Source organism: Serratia nevei (assembly GCF_037948395.1).
GTDB lineage: Bacteria > Pseudomonadota > Gammaproteobacteria > Enterobacterales > Enterobacteriaceae > Serratia > Serratia nevei.
On sequence record NZ_CP149940.1, the window covers coordinates 2,859,742 to 2,876,328 of the forward strand.

Here is a 16,587-nt window from a genome sequence, read left to right on the forward strand (position 1 = left end):
GCGTGCTCCAGATTAATAACGGATTTTCGGATCGATGACCGCATACAGCACATCGACGATCGCGTTGAACAGAATGGTCAGGGCGCCCACCAGAATGGTCAGGCTCAGCACCAGGGAGTAGTCGCGGTTCAGCGCGCCGTTAACGAACAGTTGGCCGATCCCCGGCAGACCGTAGATGGTTTCGATCACCATCGATCCGGTGATGATACCGACGAACGCCGGCCCCATGTAGGACAGCACCGGCAGCAGCGCCGGCTTCAGCGCGTGGCGGAAAATGATGCGACGCATCGGCAAGCCTTTGGCGCGCGCGGTACGGATGAAGTTGGAGTGCAGCACTTCAATCATCGAGCCACGCGTGATACGGGCGATGCTGGCGATATAGGCCAGCGACAGCGCCACCATCGGCAGGATGATGAATTTAGGCGCTCCGCCGTTCCAGCCACCGCCCGGCAGCCATTTCAGCGTGATGGCGAAGATCAGCACCAGCAGCGGCGCCACCACGAAACTGGGTATCACCACCCCGGTCATGGCGAACCCCATCACCGTGTAGTCCCATTTGGTGTTCTGATTCAGCGCGGCAATCACGCCTGCGCTCACCCCCAGCACCACCGCCAGCAGAAACGCGGCCAGGCCGAGTTTGGCGGACACCGGGAAAGAGCTGGCGACCAGATCGTTCACCGAATAGTCCTTGTATTTAAAGGACGGGCCGAAGTCTCCCTGCGCAAGCTGCGCCAGATAATGACCGTACTGTTTCCAGATCGGGTCGTTCAAATGATATTTGGCTTCGATGTTCGCCATAACTTCCGGCGGCAATGCGCGTTCCCCGGTAAATGGACTGCCGGGTGCCAGGCGCATCATGAAGAATGAGATGGTGATAAGGATAAATAGTGTCGGGATCGCTTCCAACAAGCGACGAAGTATAAATTTAAGCATTGCCCTAACCCTGTGCGACAGCCTGATGACGGCTTATTATTCTCAACATGGGCCGGCGGCCTGCGCCGCCGGCTCTTACCGTATCAATGCTTGATGATGTACAGGTTTTTGTCGTACACGTTATCAAGCGGGTCTTTGCCGGTGTAACCACCGACGTAAGGTTTCACCAAACGGGCGTTTACATAGTAATACAGCGGAACGATGGCGGAATCTTTGTCCAGCTGAACTTCCGCTTTCTGATACAGCTCGGCGCGCTCGTCTTTGGTCTTCGCGGTCAACACGTTGGCCATCAGCTTGTCGAACTCGGCGCTCTTGTAGTGCGGGGTATTACTGCTGCTGTCGGACAGCATCATGTTCAGGAACGAGCTCGGCTCGTTGTAGTCGGCACACCAGCCGGCGCGCGCCACGTCATAGGTGCCCTGATGACGGGTATCCAGGAAGGTTTTCCACTCCTGGTTCACCAGCTTCACGTCCACGCCCAGGTTTTTCTTCCAGATGGAGGCGGCGGCGATCGCCAGCTTCTTGTGCAGATCGGAGGTGTTGTACAACAGGGAGAAGGTCAGCGGTTTGCCCGGGCCGTAGCCGGCGTCGGCCAGCAGTTTCTTCGCCACTTCGTTGCGTTTTTCCTGCGTCCAGCCGAACCACTCCGGTGCGGTCAGCTTGGCACCGTCGGTGTATGGCGGCGTAAAGCTGTAGGCCGGCAGGTCGCCCTGGTTTTTCACCTTGTTGACGATGATGTCGCGGTCCATGCCCAGCTTCAGCGCTTCACGCACGCGCGCATCGGTGAACGGCGCCTTCTGGTTGTTGATTTCGTAGTAATAGGTGCACAGGTAAGGATCGACATGCACTTCTTTCGGGATCTCTTTCTTCAGCTTCTGGAACAGTTCGATCGGCATGTTGTTGTAGGTCATGTCGATTTCACCGGTGCGGTAGCGGTTAACGTCGGTCACTTCCGACGAAATAGGCAGGAACGTCACTTTATTGATGATGGTTTTGGCGTTATCCCAATATTCCGGGTTGCGTTCCAGTACGATGCGTTCGTTGACAATCCAGTCTTTCAGTTTGTAAGCGCCGTTGCTGACGTAGTTGGCCGGCAGCGTCCACTTCTCGCCAAACTTCTCTACCGCGTCTTTGTAAACCGGCTTCATGGCGTAGTGCGGGGTCATTTCAACCAGATAAGGCACCGGCTCGCTCAGGGTCACCTGGAAGGTGTGGTCGTCGATGGCCTTCACGCCCAGCGTCGACTTGTCTTTTTTACCGGCGATGATGTCATCGACGTTTTCCACATGGGCGTACTGCAGGTAGCTGGCGTAAGGCGATGCGGTTTTCGGATCCACCACGCGCTGCCAGCTGTAGACGAAATCTTGCGCCGTCACCGGCTTGCCGTTGGACCATTTTGCGTCTTTACGCAGGTGGAAGGTCCAGACTTTGAAATCCTTGTTATCCCAGCTTTCCGCGACGCCTGGCACGATGGAACCGTCCGGGCTGTTGTTCGCCAGGCCTTCCATCAGGTCGCGCGTGACGTTGTTTTCCGGCACGCCCTCGATCTTGTGCGGATCCAGCGACTGCACTTCGGAACCGTTGTTTTTGACGATTTCTTGCTTGTCGGCCAGCTGCACGCCCGCCGGGACGTCAGCGGCGAAAGCGCTGGTGGTTGCTGTGATACCCAGCGCGGCGATGACGCCAGCGGCAATGAGCGTTTTCTTCGTGATGTTGGTCATACTTATCGACTCCAGTTTTTTATTATCACAGGCTCTTCGTGGAACCCGCGTTGCCCGTAAGCGGACTTTGTTTTCCCGCCGCCGCGGAACGAATGCGGCGGCCGGCCTTCCCTATATTCCCCTGCCCCTCGGCGTGAGGAATACCCCTTTACTGATTGATAATGTAAAGATTTTTAACGTCGGTATAGTCCAGCGGATCTTTGCCGGTGAACCCACCCACCGTCGGCTTGATCAAACGCGCGCTGACGCGGTAATAAACCGGGACCAACGCGGAGTCTTTGTCCAGTTGCGCTTCCGCCTGCTGATAGAGCGCGGCGCGCGCGGCCTCATCCGGCGCCTTCAGCGTGGCGGCCATGATGGCGTCGAACGCCGGGCTCTTGTAGAACACGGTATTGATGCTGCTGTTGGACAGAACCAGGTTCAGGAACGCGCTGGGTTCGTTGTAATCCCCGCACCAGGTGGCACGCGCCACGTCGTATTGCCCCTGATGGCGGCTCTCCAGCGAAGTTTTCCATTCCTGGTTGCGCAGCGTGACCTCGGCGCCCAGGTTCTTCTTCCACATCGACGCGGCAGCGATCGCCTGTTGTTTGTTTTGATCGGAGGTGTTGTACAGCAGCGAGAACTTCAGCGGCTTGGCGTCGCTGTAGCCCGCTTCCGCCAGCAGTTTCCTGGCTTCGGCGTTGCGTTGCTCCTGACTCCAGCCGGCCCACGCAGGCTGAGTGAAGCTGGCGCCTTCCGTGAAGGTTGGCGTGAAGCTGTAGGCCGGGATTTGCCCCTGGCCCATGATCTTGTTGGCGATAATGTCGCGATCCAGCGTCATCTTCACCGCCGTACGCACGCGCGGATCGGTGAACGGCGCCCGCTTGTTATTGAGCTCGTAATAGAAGGTGCACAGATAAGGGTTAACGTGCAGCTGCTCGGGCATTTCGCGTTTCATCTTGACGTACAGGTACGGCGGAATGGCGCTGTTGGTGATGTCGATCTCGCCGCTGCGGAAGCGGTTGACGTCGCTGACCTCCGAGGTAATCGGCAGGAAGGTCGCCTGATTGATCACCGTTTGCTTGTTGTTCCAGTAGCTCGGGCTGCGCTCCAGCACAATGCGCTCGTTCACCACCCACTCTTTCAGGCGGTAAGCGCCGTTGCCGACATAGTTGGCGGGCAGCGTCCATTTATCGCCGAATTTCTCCACCACCGCCCGTTTCACCGGTTTGAGCGACGTGTGGCTCAGCATGCTGATGAAATACGGCACCGGTTCGCTCAGGGTCACCTGCAGCGTCTGGTCGTCAAGCGCCTTAACGCCGAGGGTCTGCGGGCTCTTCTTCCCGGTCAGGATGTCGTCGATATTCTCGACTTTGGTGTATTGCAGGTAGCTGGCATAGGGCGAAGCGATTTTCGGATCGGCCAGACGCTGCCAGCTGTAGACGAAGTCTTGCGCGGTCACCGGGCTGCCGTCGCTCCACACCGCGCCGGGGCGCAGGTGGAAGGTCCACTGCTGATAATTCTGGTTTTCCCAGCTTGTCGCCGCCGCCGGCACCACATGCCCGTTGGCGTCGGTGCTCACCAGCCCTTCCAGCAGGTTAAGAATGATATTGCTTTCCGGGACGCCCTCGACCTTATGCGGATCCAATGAAGCCACTTCGCTACCGTTGTTGATCACAATATTCTGCTGCTGCGCCAATTGGACGCCGGCCGGAACCTCTGCCGCCAAACTGCTATTTACGGCACCGGCGCCCAGCGCGCCGCTAATCAACAAGGTCAAAGAAGTACGCTTCAGGGTTTGCTGCATAATCGAGGCTCCTTTTCACCGACAAGCATCGCTTATCGAAGTTTGTGAAGTGTTTATAAGAATTCTAAATAAACGGATACCAGCAAAAATCATTCCCGTTTTTGTGGCGCATTTCAGTTAATTGACCACGGGAAAGTTGCTCGGAAATTAGCAGAAGCCAAATTCCATAGCCAATAAATTTTACGAAAATGTTAAGCAATTCTCTTTTATCGCACGAAGCCCAATCCGGCCACCAAGATGGAAGGCAGGAAAAATCGAGATCATCAGTATGATTTTAAAGACAAAAAAACCACATTCATTTCAATTGAAACCATCAGCACGATCTCACTGCTGCAAAAAGAAACATTCAGTTAACAATCTAACCATTCAAAGAACAAACACCTGCCTATGTGCGGTTAATCACTAATAACACCTGGATGAAAGTGAGACAAGCCCCACAGAATGATGTGACTAATTTAACAACAGCGTGACCGTTTAGCGGGGGCGAAATGGGCAGAAATGGGGGAGGAAAAGTGATTGAAATAACGCTTAGCGTTTTTTTTGAGCAACAACATGAGATTTATGCAACATAAGAGTGCAACCGCATAAATTTTATTCATCCTGTGCACTATAATAATGCGAGCCAATAAATAATTTAAACTTTAAAATTAATTTTAGCCGCGCTAACGCGAAAGGTGCGCGGCTAAACAAGGCGTATTACAACAGGCCGGGGAATATCGCCTTAATGCCGGTAACGATAAACTCGATGCCGAGCGCCATCAGCAGCAGACCCATGATACGGGTGATCACGTTGATGCCGGTCTGCCCCAGCAAACGCACCAACAGCGGCGCGGCGCGGAACAACAGCCAGCAGCAAAAGGCGAACAAGGCGATAGCGACCGTAAAACCGAGCAGGCTTTGCCAGTTGTGATAACGGGAGCTCCACACGATGGTAGAACTGATCGCCCCCGGCCCCGCCATCAGCGGCAGCGCTAACGGCACCACGCCGATGCTTTCGCGGATCGCGCTCTCCGACTTCTCCTGTTTGTTCTGTTTGTCTTCCCCCAGCTTGCCGCTGATCATCGACATGGCGATGGTCACCACCAGAATACCGCCGGCGATGCGGAACGAATCGATAGAGATGCCGAACATCCGCAGGATCCCTTCCCCCAGGAACAGCGAGGTCCACAGAATGATGGCGACCGACAGGTTGGCGGTCAGGTTGGTTTTATTGCGCCCCGCTTCCGCCTGGTAACTGGTCATGCTGATGAACACCGGCAAAATGCCCACCGGGTTGACCAGTGCAAACAGACCGACAAAGAACTTGATAAAGCCGGAAAGATCCAACAGAGATTGGCCCACAGATGGCTCCGCGTTAAGTACTATAAAAAGGTGTGCTGCCTATGCGCGCTAATGTAATGGAATTGCCGCGGGTAATCCATCCGGCCAGAGCAGCATTTTTGACTGTCAGCAAGTTATGCAGCGAAACAAATGCCCTTTGTTAAAGTGATGTATGGCCTTTTGATTTTTTATGTTGAAAAAAGAGTCATTGCTCACAGTTATCAAGAATGATTCCCAACACCCGCAAGCTGAAAGGTGTCAGCTTGCAGTTTTCATGATTTAGATCACAAATCAACTACCCAACAGTGGGTAAGCTCTTAGTCGTAGGCAGGGAGTAGAACAAAGTGGGTGGCCACATCGCCGATTCCGTTCTCCTCACGGTCTGCCCCTCCGGCTGGCGTAGGGTAAAGCTCTTTAAGCAAATCAGCAGCATGCGAAGAAATAACGCGGGAAAGCCCCGGTATTCTCATCACCGTTTATTCCCGTTAGGACTATACTAGTGGCTCGCACGGCTTATTTACTGAAAGAGTTTAACATTATCAGGAGAGCATTATGGCTGTAACGAATGTCGCTGAACTGAACGAGCTTGTTGCACGTGTCAAAAAAGCCCAGCGCGAATATGCCAACTTCACTCAAGAGCAAGTGGATAAAATCTTCCGCGCTGCCGCCCTCGCCGCTGCTGATGCCCGTATCCCGTTGGCCAAAATGGCCGTGGAAGAATCCGGAATGGGTATCGTCGAAGACAAAGTGATCAAAAACCACTTCGCTTCCGAGTACATCTACAACGCCTATAAAGACGAAAAAACCTGTGGCATCCTGTCTGAAGATGACACCTTCGGTACCATCACCATCGCCGAACCTATCGGCCTGATTTGCGGTATCGTTCCTACCACCAACCCAACTTCTACCGCGATCTTCAAAGCGCTGATCAGCCTGAAAACCCGTAACGGCATCATCTTCTCGCCGCACCCGCGTGCGAAGAATGCCACCAATAAAGCCGCCGATATCGTGCTGCAGGCCGCTATCGCCGCCGGCGCGCCAAAGGACATCATCGGTTGGATCGACCAACCGACCGTCGAGCTGTCCAACCAACTGATGCACCACCCGGACATCAACCTGATCCTGGCCACCGGTGGCCCGGGCATGGTGAAGGCCGCCTACAGCTCCGGCAAGCCTGCCATCGGCGTCGGTGCCGGTAATACCCCGGTCGTGGTAGACGAAACCGCAGACATCAAGCGCGTGGTCGCCTCTATCCTGATGTCCAAAACCTTCGACAGCGGCGTTATCTGCGCTTCCGAACAGTCGGTCATCGTCGTCGACTCTATTTATGATGCGGTACGCGAACGTTTCGCTTCCCACGGCGGCTATCTGCTGCAGGGTAAAGAACTGAAAGCGGTTCAGGACATCATCCTGAAAAACGGCGGTCTGAACGCGGCCATCGTGGGGCAATCCGCACCGAAAATCGCCGAGATGGCGGGCATCAAAGTGCCGGCCAACACCAAAGTGCTGATCGGCGAAGTGAAGCTGGTCGACGAGTCCGAGCCTTTCGCACATGAAAAACTGTCGCCTACCCTGGCGATGTACCGGGCCAAAGATTTCGAAGACGCCGTCGCCAAAGCTGAGAAACTGGTCGCCATGGGCGGTATCGGCCACACCTCCTGCCTGTACACCGACCAGGATAACCAAACGGCTCGCATCGCCTACTTCGGCGATAAAATGAAAACGGCTCGTATCCTGATCAACACCCCGGCTTCTCAGGGCGGTATCGGCGACCTGTATAACTTCAAACTCGCGCCTTCGCTGACGCTGGGTTGCGGCTCCTGGGGTGGTAACTCCATCTCTGAGAACGTCGGACCTAAACACCTGATCAACAAGAAAACTGTAGCGAAGCGAGCAGAAAACATGTTGTGGCATAAACTTCCGAAATCGATCTACTTCCGCCGGGGCTCGCTGCCTATCGCGCTGGAAGAAGTGGCGACCGACGGGGCAAAACGCGCCTTCATCGTGACCGACCGTTTCCTGTTCAACAACGGCTATGCCGACCAGATCACCAAGGTTCTGAAGTCTCACGGCATCGAAACCGAAGTGTTCTTCGAAGTGGAAGCCGATCCGACGCTGAGCATCGTGCGCAAGGGCGCAGAGCAGATGAACTCCTTCAAACCGGACGTCATCATCGCGCTGGGCGGCGGTTCGCCGATGGACGCCGCCAAAATCATGTGGGTGCTGTACGAACATCCTGAAACCCACTTCGAGGATCTGGCGCTGCGCTTCATGGACATCCGCAAGCGTATCTACAAATTCCCGAAAATGGGCGTGAAAGCGAAAATGATCGCCATCACCACCACGTCAGGCACCGGTTCGGAAGTCACGCCGTTTGCCGTCGTAACCGACGACACCACCGGACAGAAATACCCGTTGGCCGACTATGCGCTGACCCCGGACATGGCAATTGTCGATGCCAACCTGGTGATGAACATGCCGAAATCCCTGTGCGCCTTCGGCGGTCTGGATGCGGTCACCCACGCGCTGGAAGCCTACGTTTCGGTGCTGGCGAACGAATACTCCGACGGCCAGGCGTTGCAAGCGCTGAAACTGTTGAAAGAGTATCTGCCGGCCAGCTATAAAGAAGGCGCGAAAAATCCGGTTGCCCGTGAACGCGTGCACAACGCCGCCACCATCGCCGGTATCGCCTTCGCCAACGCCTTCCTCGGGGTCTGTCACTCCATGGCGCACAAGCTGGGTTCGGAGTTCCACATTCCGCACGGCCTGGCCAACGCGATGCTGATTTCCAACGTCATTCGCTACAACGCGAACGACAACCCGACCAAGCAGACGGCCTTCAGCCAGTACGACCGCCCTCAGGCGCGCCGCCGCTACGCTGAAATCGCCGACCACCTCGGCCTGAGCGCACCGGGCGACCGCACTGCGCAGAAGATTGAGAAACTGCTGGCCTGGCTGGACGAGCTGAAAACCGAGTTGGGCATCCCAACCTCCATCCGTGAAGCGGGTGTGCAGGAAGCGGACTTCCTGGCGAAAGTCGACAAGCTGTCGGAAGATGCATTCGACGACCAATGTACCGGCGCCAACCCACGCTATCCGCTGATTGCCGAGCTGAAGCAAATCATGCTGGATACCTTCTACGGCCGCGAATTCAGCGAAGCGGTAGAAGAGGAAGCGGCCGCTCCGGCTACCGCCAAAGCAGCGGTAAAGAAGTCCAAGAAATAACGGTTCCGTGAACCGATAAAAAAACCCGCCAAACGGCGGGTTTTTTATTGCGCCTGAGGCGCTGCATTTCGATTCACGCCGCCAAAACGCTTCAGCGGGCTCTGGCGGCATTTTCACCCTTAGTCCAGGGAATGAATCGCCTCTTTATAATGCTTGCGGCAGACGGAGACATAGCTCTCGTTACCGCCAATCACCACCTGTTCACCGGCATGCATCGCTTTGCCATTCTCGTCCAGTCGCAGCACCATATTGGCTTTGCGCCCGCAGTGACAGATGGTTTTCAATTCCACCAGCTTATCGGCCCAGGCCAGCAAATAGTGGCTGCCGGTAAACAACTCACCGAGAAAATCGGTGCGCAGGCCGTAACACAATACGGGAATGTCCAGTTGGTCCACCACATCGCACAATTGCTCAACCTGCGCTTTGGTCAGGAACTGGCTTTCATCGAGCAGCACACAATGCACCTGCTGCTGTTGATGCTCTTGCTGAATCATGGCGAAGAGCATTGAGTCGTTGTTATAGAGCTGGGCCTGTGAAGATAACCCGATGCGCGAGCTGACTTTGCCTACGCCATAGCGGTGATCGATCTCCGCGGTGAACACCAGCGTGCGCATACCCCGCTCTTGATAGTTATATGAAGACTGTAGCAGCGCGGTAGACTTGCCGGCATTCATCGCAGAGTAATAAAAATAAAGTTGAGCCATGGCCCCGCCACTCCGATGGTATAAGAAATATTCAAATGTTGATTAGGACGGTGAGTGTACCATAACCCGCCCCCCGGCTCAGCCCAAAGCGAACGAATATTGCGTTCGCCGTAATAATGCGCTTTCAAGCGAAACATATCGTTCTGTCGGCATGTTCTTTTTACAGCTATTTACAGGATAATGTATGCCTGTCATCACTATTAATTCTTGCTAATGGTTAGCCCCGGGCATTTGCCCATTAATGCATAGCCGCCCTTTCCCCTCCGCAGGCGCTGTAGCTGCGGCGGAACGCCTGTCTATTTATACGTGAGGCCAATAACGGGCATTTAATCGCCTTCGCCGACGCCCCGACGTTACCTGACGCAATCTTTACCTATATACCCCTATTGTTTACAATGTCTGCCTTGCCATGGCGTGATTAAGCCCACAGAACCCATTGTAATATTGATATAAATTACGGCGATAACTTATCGATGAAAGCCTTGCGACACGCGCCCTTTAAAGCCTGTCTGCTGAAATTTTGACTTAAGTTCGATGAAGGTAATAGTTAACAGGCCTTCCTATTATTTGTCGGACTGATCCGATTAACGGTTTTTTTAAAGGTAAATTTGAGTATTCAAGTCAATTTGGCTATTGCAGAAAAGAAAAGAGCACTCTATTATTATCGAGACGCCCCCCACCAATATAATTTGAGACTAGGACAATGAGCGAAGCATTAAAGATTTTGAACAACATCCGCACCCTGCGCGCCCAGGCAAGAGAATGCACTCTGGAAACGCTGGAAGAAATGCTCGAGAAACTGGAAGTTGTTGTGAACGAACGTCGCGAAGAAGACAGCCAGGCTCAAGCAGAAATCGAAGAACGCACTCGTAAGCTGCAGCAATACCGCGAAATGCTGATTGCTGACGGTATCGACCCGAATGAACTGCTGCAAACCATGGCTGCCAACAAGGCTGCCGGTAAAGCAAAACGTGCGGCACGTCCTGCTAAATACCAATATAAAGACGAAAACGGCGAGCTGAAAACCTGGACCGGCCAAGGCCGTACTCCTGCGGTGATTAAGAAAGCTATCGAAGAGCAAGGTAAATCTCTGGACGATTTCCTGCTGTAATAGCGATTCAGTCCGTATCTGAAAGGCTCCCTGCGGGGGGCCTTTTCATTTTAAATCTTATCGTTCTGTACCCGCCCTCCTATCCTTTTAGTAAATATCCTAATTCGCTTTTCCTTCGATCATGAAATTTCAGTGAAAAAAAAGGGACCCTAAGGCCCCTGTATCGCATTAAATCTCGTCCAATTATTGAACCTGATAGAATGCCTTATACCAGTCAACAAAGCGCTTCACACCCTCTTCAACGCCGGTTTCCGGTTTGAAACCAATGTCACGATAAAGCTCTTCCGTATCCGCACTGGTATCCATCACATCGCCTGGTTGCATCGGCAGCATATTCTTACGGGCGGTGACCCCCAATGCCTGCTCCAGCGCGCTGATATATTCCATCAGTTTTACGGGAGCGCTATTGCCGATATTATAAACATGGTACGGAGCAGAACTGGTCGCCGGCGATCCCTGTTCAACGGTCCAGGATGGATTTGCCTGCGGAATAACCGCCTGCAAGCGCACTATCGCCTCAGCGATATCATCGATGTAAGTAAAATCGCGATGCATTTCGCCATGGTTATATACGTCGATGCTCTCCCCCGCCAATATGGCTTTGGTGAATTTGAACAGCGCCATGTCCGGACGCCCCCAAGGGCCATATACGGTAAAGAATCGCAGCCCCGTCGTCGGGAGACCGTATAAATGGGAGTAGCTGTGTGCCATCAGCTCATTGGCCTTTTTCGTTGCCGCATACAATGACACCGGATGATCAACCGAATCTTCGGTCGCAAACGGCAGCTTGCGATTCAGGCCATATACCGAACTGGAAGAGGCGTAGAGTAAATGCTCGACTTTATTATGACGGCAGCCTTCCAGAACGTTTAAATGGCCGATCAGGTTAGCATCCGCATAAGCCAACGGATTGACCAGCGAATAACGTACGCCGGCTTGAGCCCCCAAATGAATGACTCGTTGGAACTGATGCTCGGCGAACAATGCCGCCATCCCTTCACGATCGGCCAAATCCAGCTTGATAAAGCGGAATCCCGGCTTATCCGCCAGTCTGTCCAGACGGGCCGTTTTCAGGCCCACGTCATAATAGTCGTTCAGGTTATCAATGCCGACAACCTGATGACCGGCGGTCAACAAACGCTCTGCAACGTGATAGCCAATAAATCCTGCGGCGCCTGTAACCAGGAATTTCATGCCCACTCCTTAAATAACCGGTTTAATCGAGGCGCCACGGCCAATCGCGTAGTAGGTAAAGCCGCGATTCTCCAAACGCTCCGGATCGTACAGGTTACGTCCATCGAAGATCACCGGCTGCTTCAGTTCACTTTTGATCACGTCGAAGTCCGGTGCGCGGAAATTCTGCCATTCGGTGCAGATCACCAGAGCATCGGCGCCGTGCAGCGCAGCCTCTTTGGTACCCATCAGCTTCAAGTCGTCACGCTGGCCATAGATGCGTTGGACTTCGTTCATTGCTTCCGGGTCGTAGGCTTGAACGGTGGCGCCGGCAGCCCACAGTTGCTCTATCAGCACGCGGCTGGACGCTTCACGCATGTCATCGGTATTCGGCTTGAATGCCAGGCCCCACAGCGCGAAGATTTTGCCCTTCAGATCGCTGCCGAAGTAGTCTTTGATAAAGCTGTTCAGCTTGTCTTTCTGTTGGTAGTTGACCTGCTCAACCGCCTGCAGCAGCTTCGGTTGGTAACCGATCTGCTCCGCCGTGCGGATCAACGCCTGGACATCTTTCGGGAAGCAAGAACCACCGTAGCCACAGCCAGGGTAGATGAAGTGATAACCGATGCGTGAGTCGGAACCGATGCCCTGACGCACTTTCTCAATGTCCGCCCCCAGCATTTCCGCCAGGTTGGACATTTCGTTCATAAAGCTGATCTTGGTCGCCAGCATGCAGTTGGCAGCATACTTGGTCAGCTCTGCGCTACGGATATCCATCATGATCATACGATCGTGATTGCGGTTAAACGGCTCGTACAGCTCGCGAATAGGTTCGATCACATCTTTATTATCGGTACCGATAACGATGCGCTCCGGGCGCATACAGTCTGCTACCGCGGCACCTTCCTTCAGGAATTCCGGGTTAGACACCACGTCGAACGGCACGCTGCTGCCGCGTTTCGCCAGCGTTTCCGCCATCACCTGACGCACTTTGTCCGCCGTGCCGACCGGAACGGTGGACTTGTCGATCACCACTTTACGATCGGTCATGTGCTCGGCGATGGTGCGCGCAACCGCAGTGACATATTTCAGGTCAGCGGAACCGTCTTCATCCGGCGGCGTACCGACGGCGATGAACTGGATATTCCCGTGCGCCACGCCCGCTTTGGCATCGGTAGTGAAATGCAGACGGCCAGCCTCATAGTTTTGCTGCACCAGCGGCGTCAGGCCCGGTTCAAAAATCGGAATATTTCCTTTTTTCAGGTTTTCGACTTTTCGCTCATCGACGTCAATGCACATAACGTCATGGCCAACTTCAGCCAGCACGGCGGCCTGCACCAGACCCACATAACCAATACCAAAAACTGTTACTTTCATGTGAAAATCCTAGTTTTTCAAATCAAGACGAAAGATCACTCAATTATTTCTTGTCAGCGGCAACAACCTGTTGCAGCCACTGAGAAAATTCTTTACCGAGGCTGGCATGGCGCATGCCGTATTCCACAAATGCCTGCATGTAACCCAGTTTGTTGCCACAATCATGGCTCACGCCTTTCAGGTGATACGCTTCCACCGTTTCCTGCTGCATCAACATTTCGATGCTGTCAGTCAGCTGAATTTCGTCGCCGGCACCTGGAGGCGTTTTCGCCAACAGCGGCCAAATATCGGCGGACAGCACGTAACGACCGACAATCGCCAGGTTGGAAGGCGCTTTATCCGGCGACGGCTTCTCGACCACGCTGACCATCGGCGCGCTTTCGCCAGGTTGCAGATCGACGCCCTTGCAGTCGGCTACGCCGTAGTTTCCGACATCCTTATGCGGCACGGGTTCAACCATGATCTGGCTGACGCCGGTGGCTTCGAAGCGCTGCAGCATGTCGTGCAGGTTGTCTTTTTTCGGATCGGCGCTGTATTCGTCGAGGATCACGTCCGGCAACACCACGGCGACCGGCTCATCGCCCACCATCGGGTAGGCGCACATGATAGCGTGCCCCAGGCCTTTGGCATTCCCCTGGCGGACTTGCATCACGGTAACGCCTTTCGGGCAGATCGACTGTACTTCATCCAGCAATTGGCGCTTGACGCGTTTTTCCAGCATCGCTTCCAGTTCGAAACTGGTATCAAAATGGTTTTCGATCGAGTTTTTGGAGGAGTGAGTGACCAGCACAATCTCGTTAATCCCTGCCGCAATGCACTCATTGACGACGTATTGGATCAGCGGTTTATCAACCAGCGGCAGCATTTCTTTTGGAATGGCTTTGGTGGCCGGTAACATCCGCGTACCCAAGCCTGCAACCGGGATCACGGCTTTTCTGACTTTGCGATTTACAGCAGGCATTATTTCCTCTCTTAAAGCTAAAACGCTCATTTTATGAGCTTGGGCTCGATATAAAAAAACCTTCGGAGTATACCAGCTTATGCGCGCCGAGCATTAGCCAGAACACAAATAGAAAACATTTAGGACTATTACCCGTTCTGATAATCGGGAGAATAAATAAACGGTTTAATTACCGATAAGTGAATAGCTTGAGATCTCGCCGCTCGGCGCCCGTTATTCAGCGCTCAGCATCAGCCGCAATCGGCCCCCGCTGCCCCACACCTGACATTGCCAGGCGGTGCAACGTTGACTGATCTGGTTCATATAGGTAGCCCCCAGCGTCCCCAGCGGTACGCCGTTGCTCAGCTGAATTTGATTATCCCCGGTATTGACGTTGGCATGCAGCCCGGCGGACACCAGAATCAGGTTCTTATTTTCGGCGTGGTAATATCCCAGCAACAGAGGGAATTGGCCATCTAATTTCCCCTGCCGCAATAATTGATTAACCTGCTTTAACAATGCTGACATTTGCGGCAGACGATGTTGTTGATTAGCCAGATGGTCTTGCAGCAACCCATTAAATAATGCGCGCAACAGCAATGCCGCCAATACGCCATTATCGCCGGCGCGCGTGACGTCCAGGCAATAGAATGCCAGGTCTTTTTCTGACAACGCGGCAATATCCAGCACCAGACCGGGATTTTCGCCCGTGGTTAACTGCCGATAGTTGATCCGGCAATGTGCAATGGTCTGCTGTACCGGCGGTTGCAGTTGTTTAAGCAGTTTGACGGCTTCGGAAGGGTTTTTGCTCAGCGCATCCCAATCCTGAAACAGCTCAACCTCTTCAATCGCCTGAGAGGTGAACATATTGGGGTATAAACACGCCAGCACCGCTTCACGCAGGCGATTGAGATCGGTCAGGGGCTTCAGCAGGACATCCTGTACGCCCAAGCGCAACACCTTGGCAATGTCGGCCATCTTGTCGGTGGCCGAGATCACCAGCACCGGGATCTGCCCCCCCTGTAAACGCAGGTGCTCAACGAATTCGATACCGCCCATTTCCGGCATCGCGAGATCGCACAGAATCAGATCGGGCTTGAAGTCATCGACGGCACTCAGCGCCTGCAAACCGTTGGTCGCCTCGCCGGTTTCAGCGCCCAGCGAGGTCAAATAACCGACCAGCACGGAACGAAAAACCTGTTCGTCCTCAACGATCAAGATGCGTTTGTGAGTGAGTGGTAATGCCATCAGCCGAGCCTCGTCCCTTTCCATAGTGTAATAGTGGCTCAAAAAGGTCACTTATGCTCGTCTGAATCAGACCGACCGCGCATTGCCAACCAAGAACCGAGAATTATCTATTTTTTATCAACGGCAACAACCGATCCAGTTGTTTTTCCACCGCCAGTAACCCTGCCTCGATCGCTTCATCGGCGCGGTGGAAATCCAGCGTCGAGATTTGCGGGCAAAAAGGTTGGATCAGCACGTCCGGCGGATCGCTCGCCATCCGGTTACGCTTCAGGCGATTTTCCAGCATCTGAATCGAGGTGCCCATAATCTCCATCGCCGTCGGCGCCGTCGTCGGTTTACGCTGTCGCATTCTGCCGACGCGCGCTCTCAGACGCCCGCGCCAGGTATCGGCAGGCGCATCGTCCGAACTTTCGTCCTCAATGCGTACCGAGAACAAATCCTGCTGCATCAGGTGCGCGTCATGCTGCAGATCGACCGCGATGACGATATCGGCACCCAGCGCCCGGCAAAGGGACACCGGCACCGGATTGACCACCGCGCCGTCCACCAGCCAATAGCCGTCGGCCCACACCGGCGCCAGCAGGCCAGGCATGCTGCAGGAAGCGCGCACCGCCTGATGAATATCGCCTTCGGTCAGCCACAGTTCGCGGCCGGTGCTGAGATTGGTCGTCACGGCGCCGAACTTCAGCGCGCATTCGGCAATATCGTTGATCTTCAATAGCTGTCCGACGGCGTTAAACACCCGATCGCCGCGCAACAAGCCACCACGCTGCCAGGAAAAGTCCATCAGACGAATCACGTCCCAATAGCTGAACGACCGCACCCACTGCTCCATCGCCGGCAGGCGATGGCTGGCGAACGCCGCGCCCACTAACGCACCGACAGAGCAGCCGGCAACGATATCGACCTCAATTCCCAGTTTCTTTAACGCATTGATCACGCCGATGTGCGCCCAGCCTTTAGCCGAGCCAGCTCCCAGCGCCAGTCCGATCTTGATTTGCCGCATAGCGCCATCCTCTCGGTAACAGGGGGTATCTGCTTTCAGGGTAGAT

Annotated in this window: 12 protein-coding genes; 2 read left to right on the forward strand and 10 right to left on the reverse strand. The window is 54.3% G+C overall.

What is annotated here, in order from left to right; genetic code table 11:
• Positions 1-12: 12 nt before the first annotated feature.
• The 4 genes from oppB to V8N38_RS13740 all read right to left on the reverse strand — a co-directional run bounded on the left by oppB (position 13) and on the right by V8N38_RS13740 (position 5,781).
• On the reverse strand, positions 13-933 hold the full coding sequence (oppB, locus tag V8N38_RS13725; protein WP_004932150.1) for an oligopeptide ABC transporter permease OppB: 921 nt from the start codon (positions 931-933) through the stop codon (positions 13-15).
• An 83-nt stretch (positions 934-1,016) separates the two neighbouring features.
• Positions 1,017-2,654 (reverse strand): oligopeptide ABC transporter substrate-binding protein OppA, encoded by a 1,638-nt coding sequence (gene oppA, locus V8N38_RS13730; protein ID WP_049199093.1) that lies wholly within the window; start codon positions 2,652-2,654, stop codon positions 1,017-1,019.
• 148 nt (positions 2,655-2,802) lie between these two features.
• Positions 2,803-4,440, reverse strand: a complete 1,638-nt coding sequence (locus V8N38_RS13735) for an ABC transporter substrate-binding protein (RefSeq protein ID WP_060423807.1) — start codon at positions 4,438-4,440, stop codon at positions 2,803-2,805.
• Positions 4,441-5,136: 696 nt separating this feature from the next.
• Positions 5,137-5,781 (reverse strand): YchE family NAAT transporter, encoded by a 645-nt coding sequence (locus V8N38_RS13740; protein WP_015378089.1) that lies wholly within the window; start codon positions 5,779-5,781, stop codon positions 5,137-5,139.
• A gap of 531 nt (positions 5,782-6,312) precedes the next feature.
• Between V8N38_RS13740 and adhE the strand changes: the two genes are divergently transcribed.
• The gene (adhE, locus tag V8N38_RS13745) at positions 6,313-8,985 is read left to right on the forward strand and encodes a bifunctional acetaldehyde-CoA/alcohol dehydrogenase (RefSeq protein WP_147839878.1); all 2,673 of its coding nucleotides are present in this window, start codon (positions 6,313-6,315) and stop codon (positions 8,983-8,985) included.
• A 119-nt stretch (positions 8,986-9,104) separates the two neighbouring features.
• Here adhE and V8N38_RS13750 read toward each other — a convergent pair whose 3' ends face one another.
• Entirely contained in the window at positions 9,105-9,689 is a 585-nt protein-coding gene (locus tag V8N38_RS13750) for a thymidine kinase (protein WP_060423810.1), read from the reverse strand.
• A gap of 703 nt (positions 9,690-10,392) precedes the next feature.
• On the opposite strand from V8N38_RS13750, the gene hns reads away from it, so the two are divergent.
• A complete protein-coding gene (gene hns, locus V8N38_RS13755; protein ID WP_004932170.1) occupies positions 10,393-10,800 on the forward strand; it encodes a histone-like nucleoid-structuring protein H-NS in 408 nt (135 codons plus the stop codon).
• Between the two features lie 183 nt (positions 10,801-10,983).
• Here the strand turns inward: hns and V8N38_RS13760 are convergent, their stop codons facing one another.
• The 5 genes from V8N38_RS13760 to rssA form a co-directional block, all read right to left on the reverse strand.
• Positions 10,984-11,994: an NAD-dependent epimerase gene (locus tag V8N38_RS13760; RefSeq protein ID WP_087762707.1), complete on the reverse strand. Its 1,011-nt coding sequence runs from the start codon at positions 11,992-11,994 to the stop codon at positions 10,984-10,986.
• A 9-nt stretch (positions 11,995-12,003) separates the two neighbouring features.
• Positions 12,004-13,347: a UDP-glucose dehydrogenase family protein gene (locus tag V8N38_RS13765; protein ID WP_087762706.1), complete on the reverse strand. Its 1,344-nt coding sequence runs from the start codon at positions 13,345-13,347 to the stop codon at positions 12,004-12,006.
• 43 nt (positions 13,348-13,390) lie between these two features.
• On the reverse strand, positions 13,391-14,308 hold the full coding sequence (gene galU / locus V8N38_RS13770; RefSeq protein ID WP_055312650.1) for a UTP--glucose-1-phosphate uridylyltransferase GalU: 918 nt from the start codon (positions 14,306-14,308) through the stop codon (positions 13,391-13,393).
• Positions 14,309-14,521: 213 nt separating this feature from the next.
• Positions 14,522-15,535 carry a two-component system response regulator RssB gene (gene rssB, locus V8N38_RS13775; RefSeq protein WP_038877239.1) on the reverse strand — a complete coding sequence of 338 codons (1,014 nt, stop codon included), beginning with the start codon at positions 15,533-15,535 and terminating at the stop codon, positions 14,522-14,524.
• Positions 15,536-15,638: 103 nt separating this feature from the next.
• Positions 15,639-16,541: a patatin-like phospholipase RssA gene (gene rssA / locus V8N38_RS13780; RefSeq protein WP_087762705.1), complete on the reverse strand. Its 903-nt coding sequence runs from the start codon at positions 16,539-16,541 to the stop codon at positions 15,639-15,641.
• Positions 16,542-16,587: the final 46 nt, after the last annotated feature.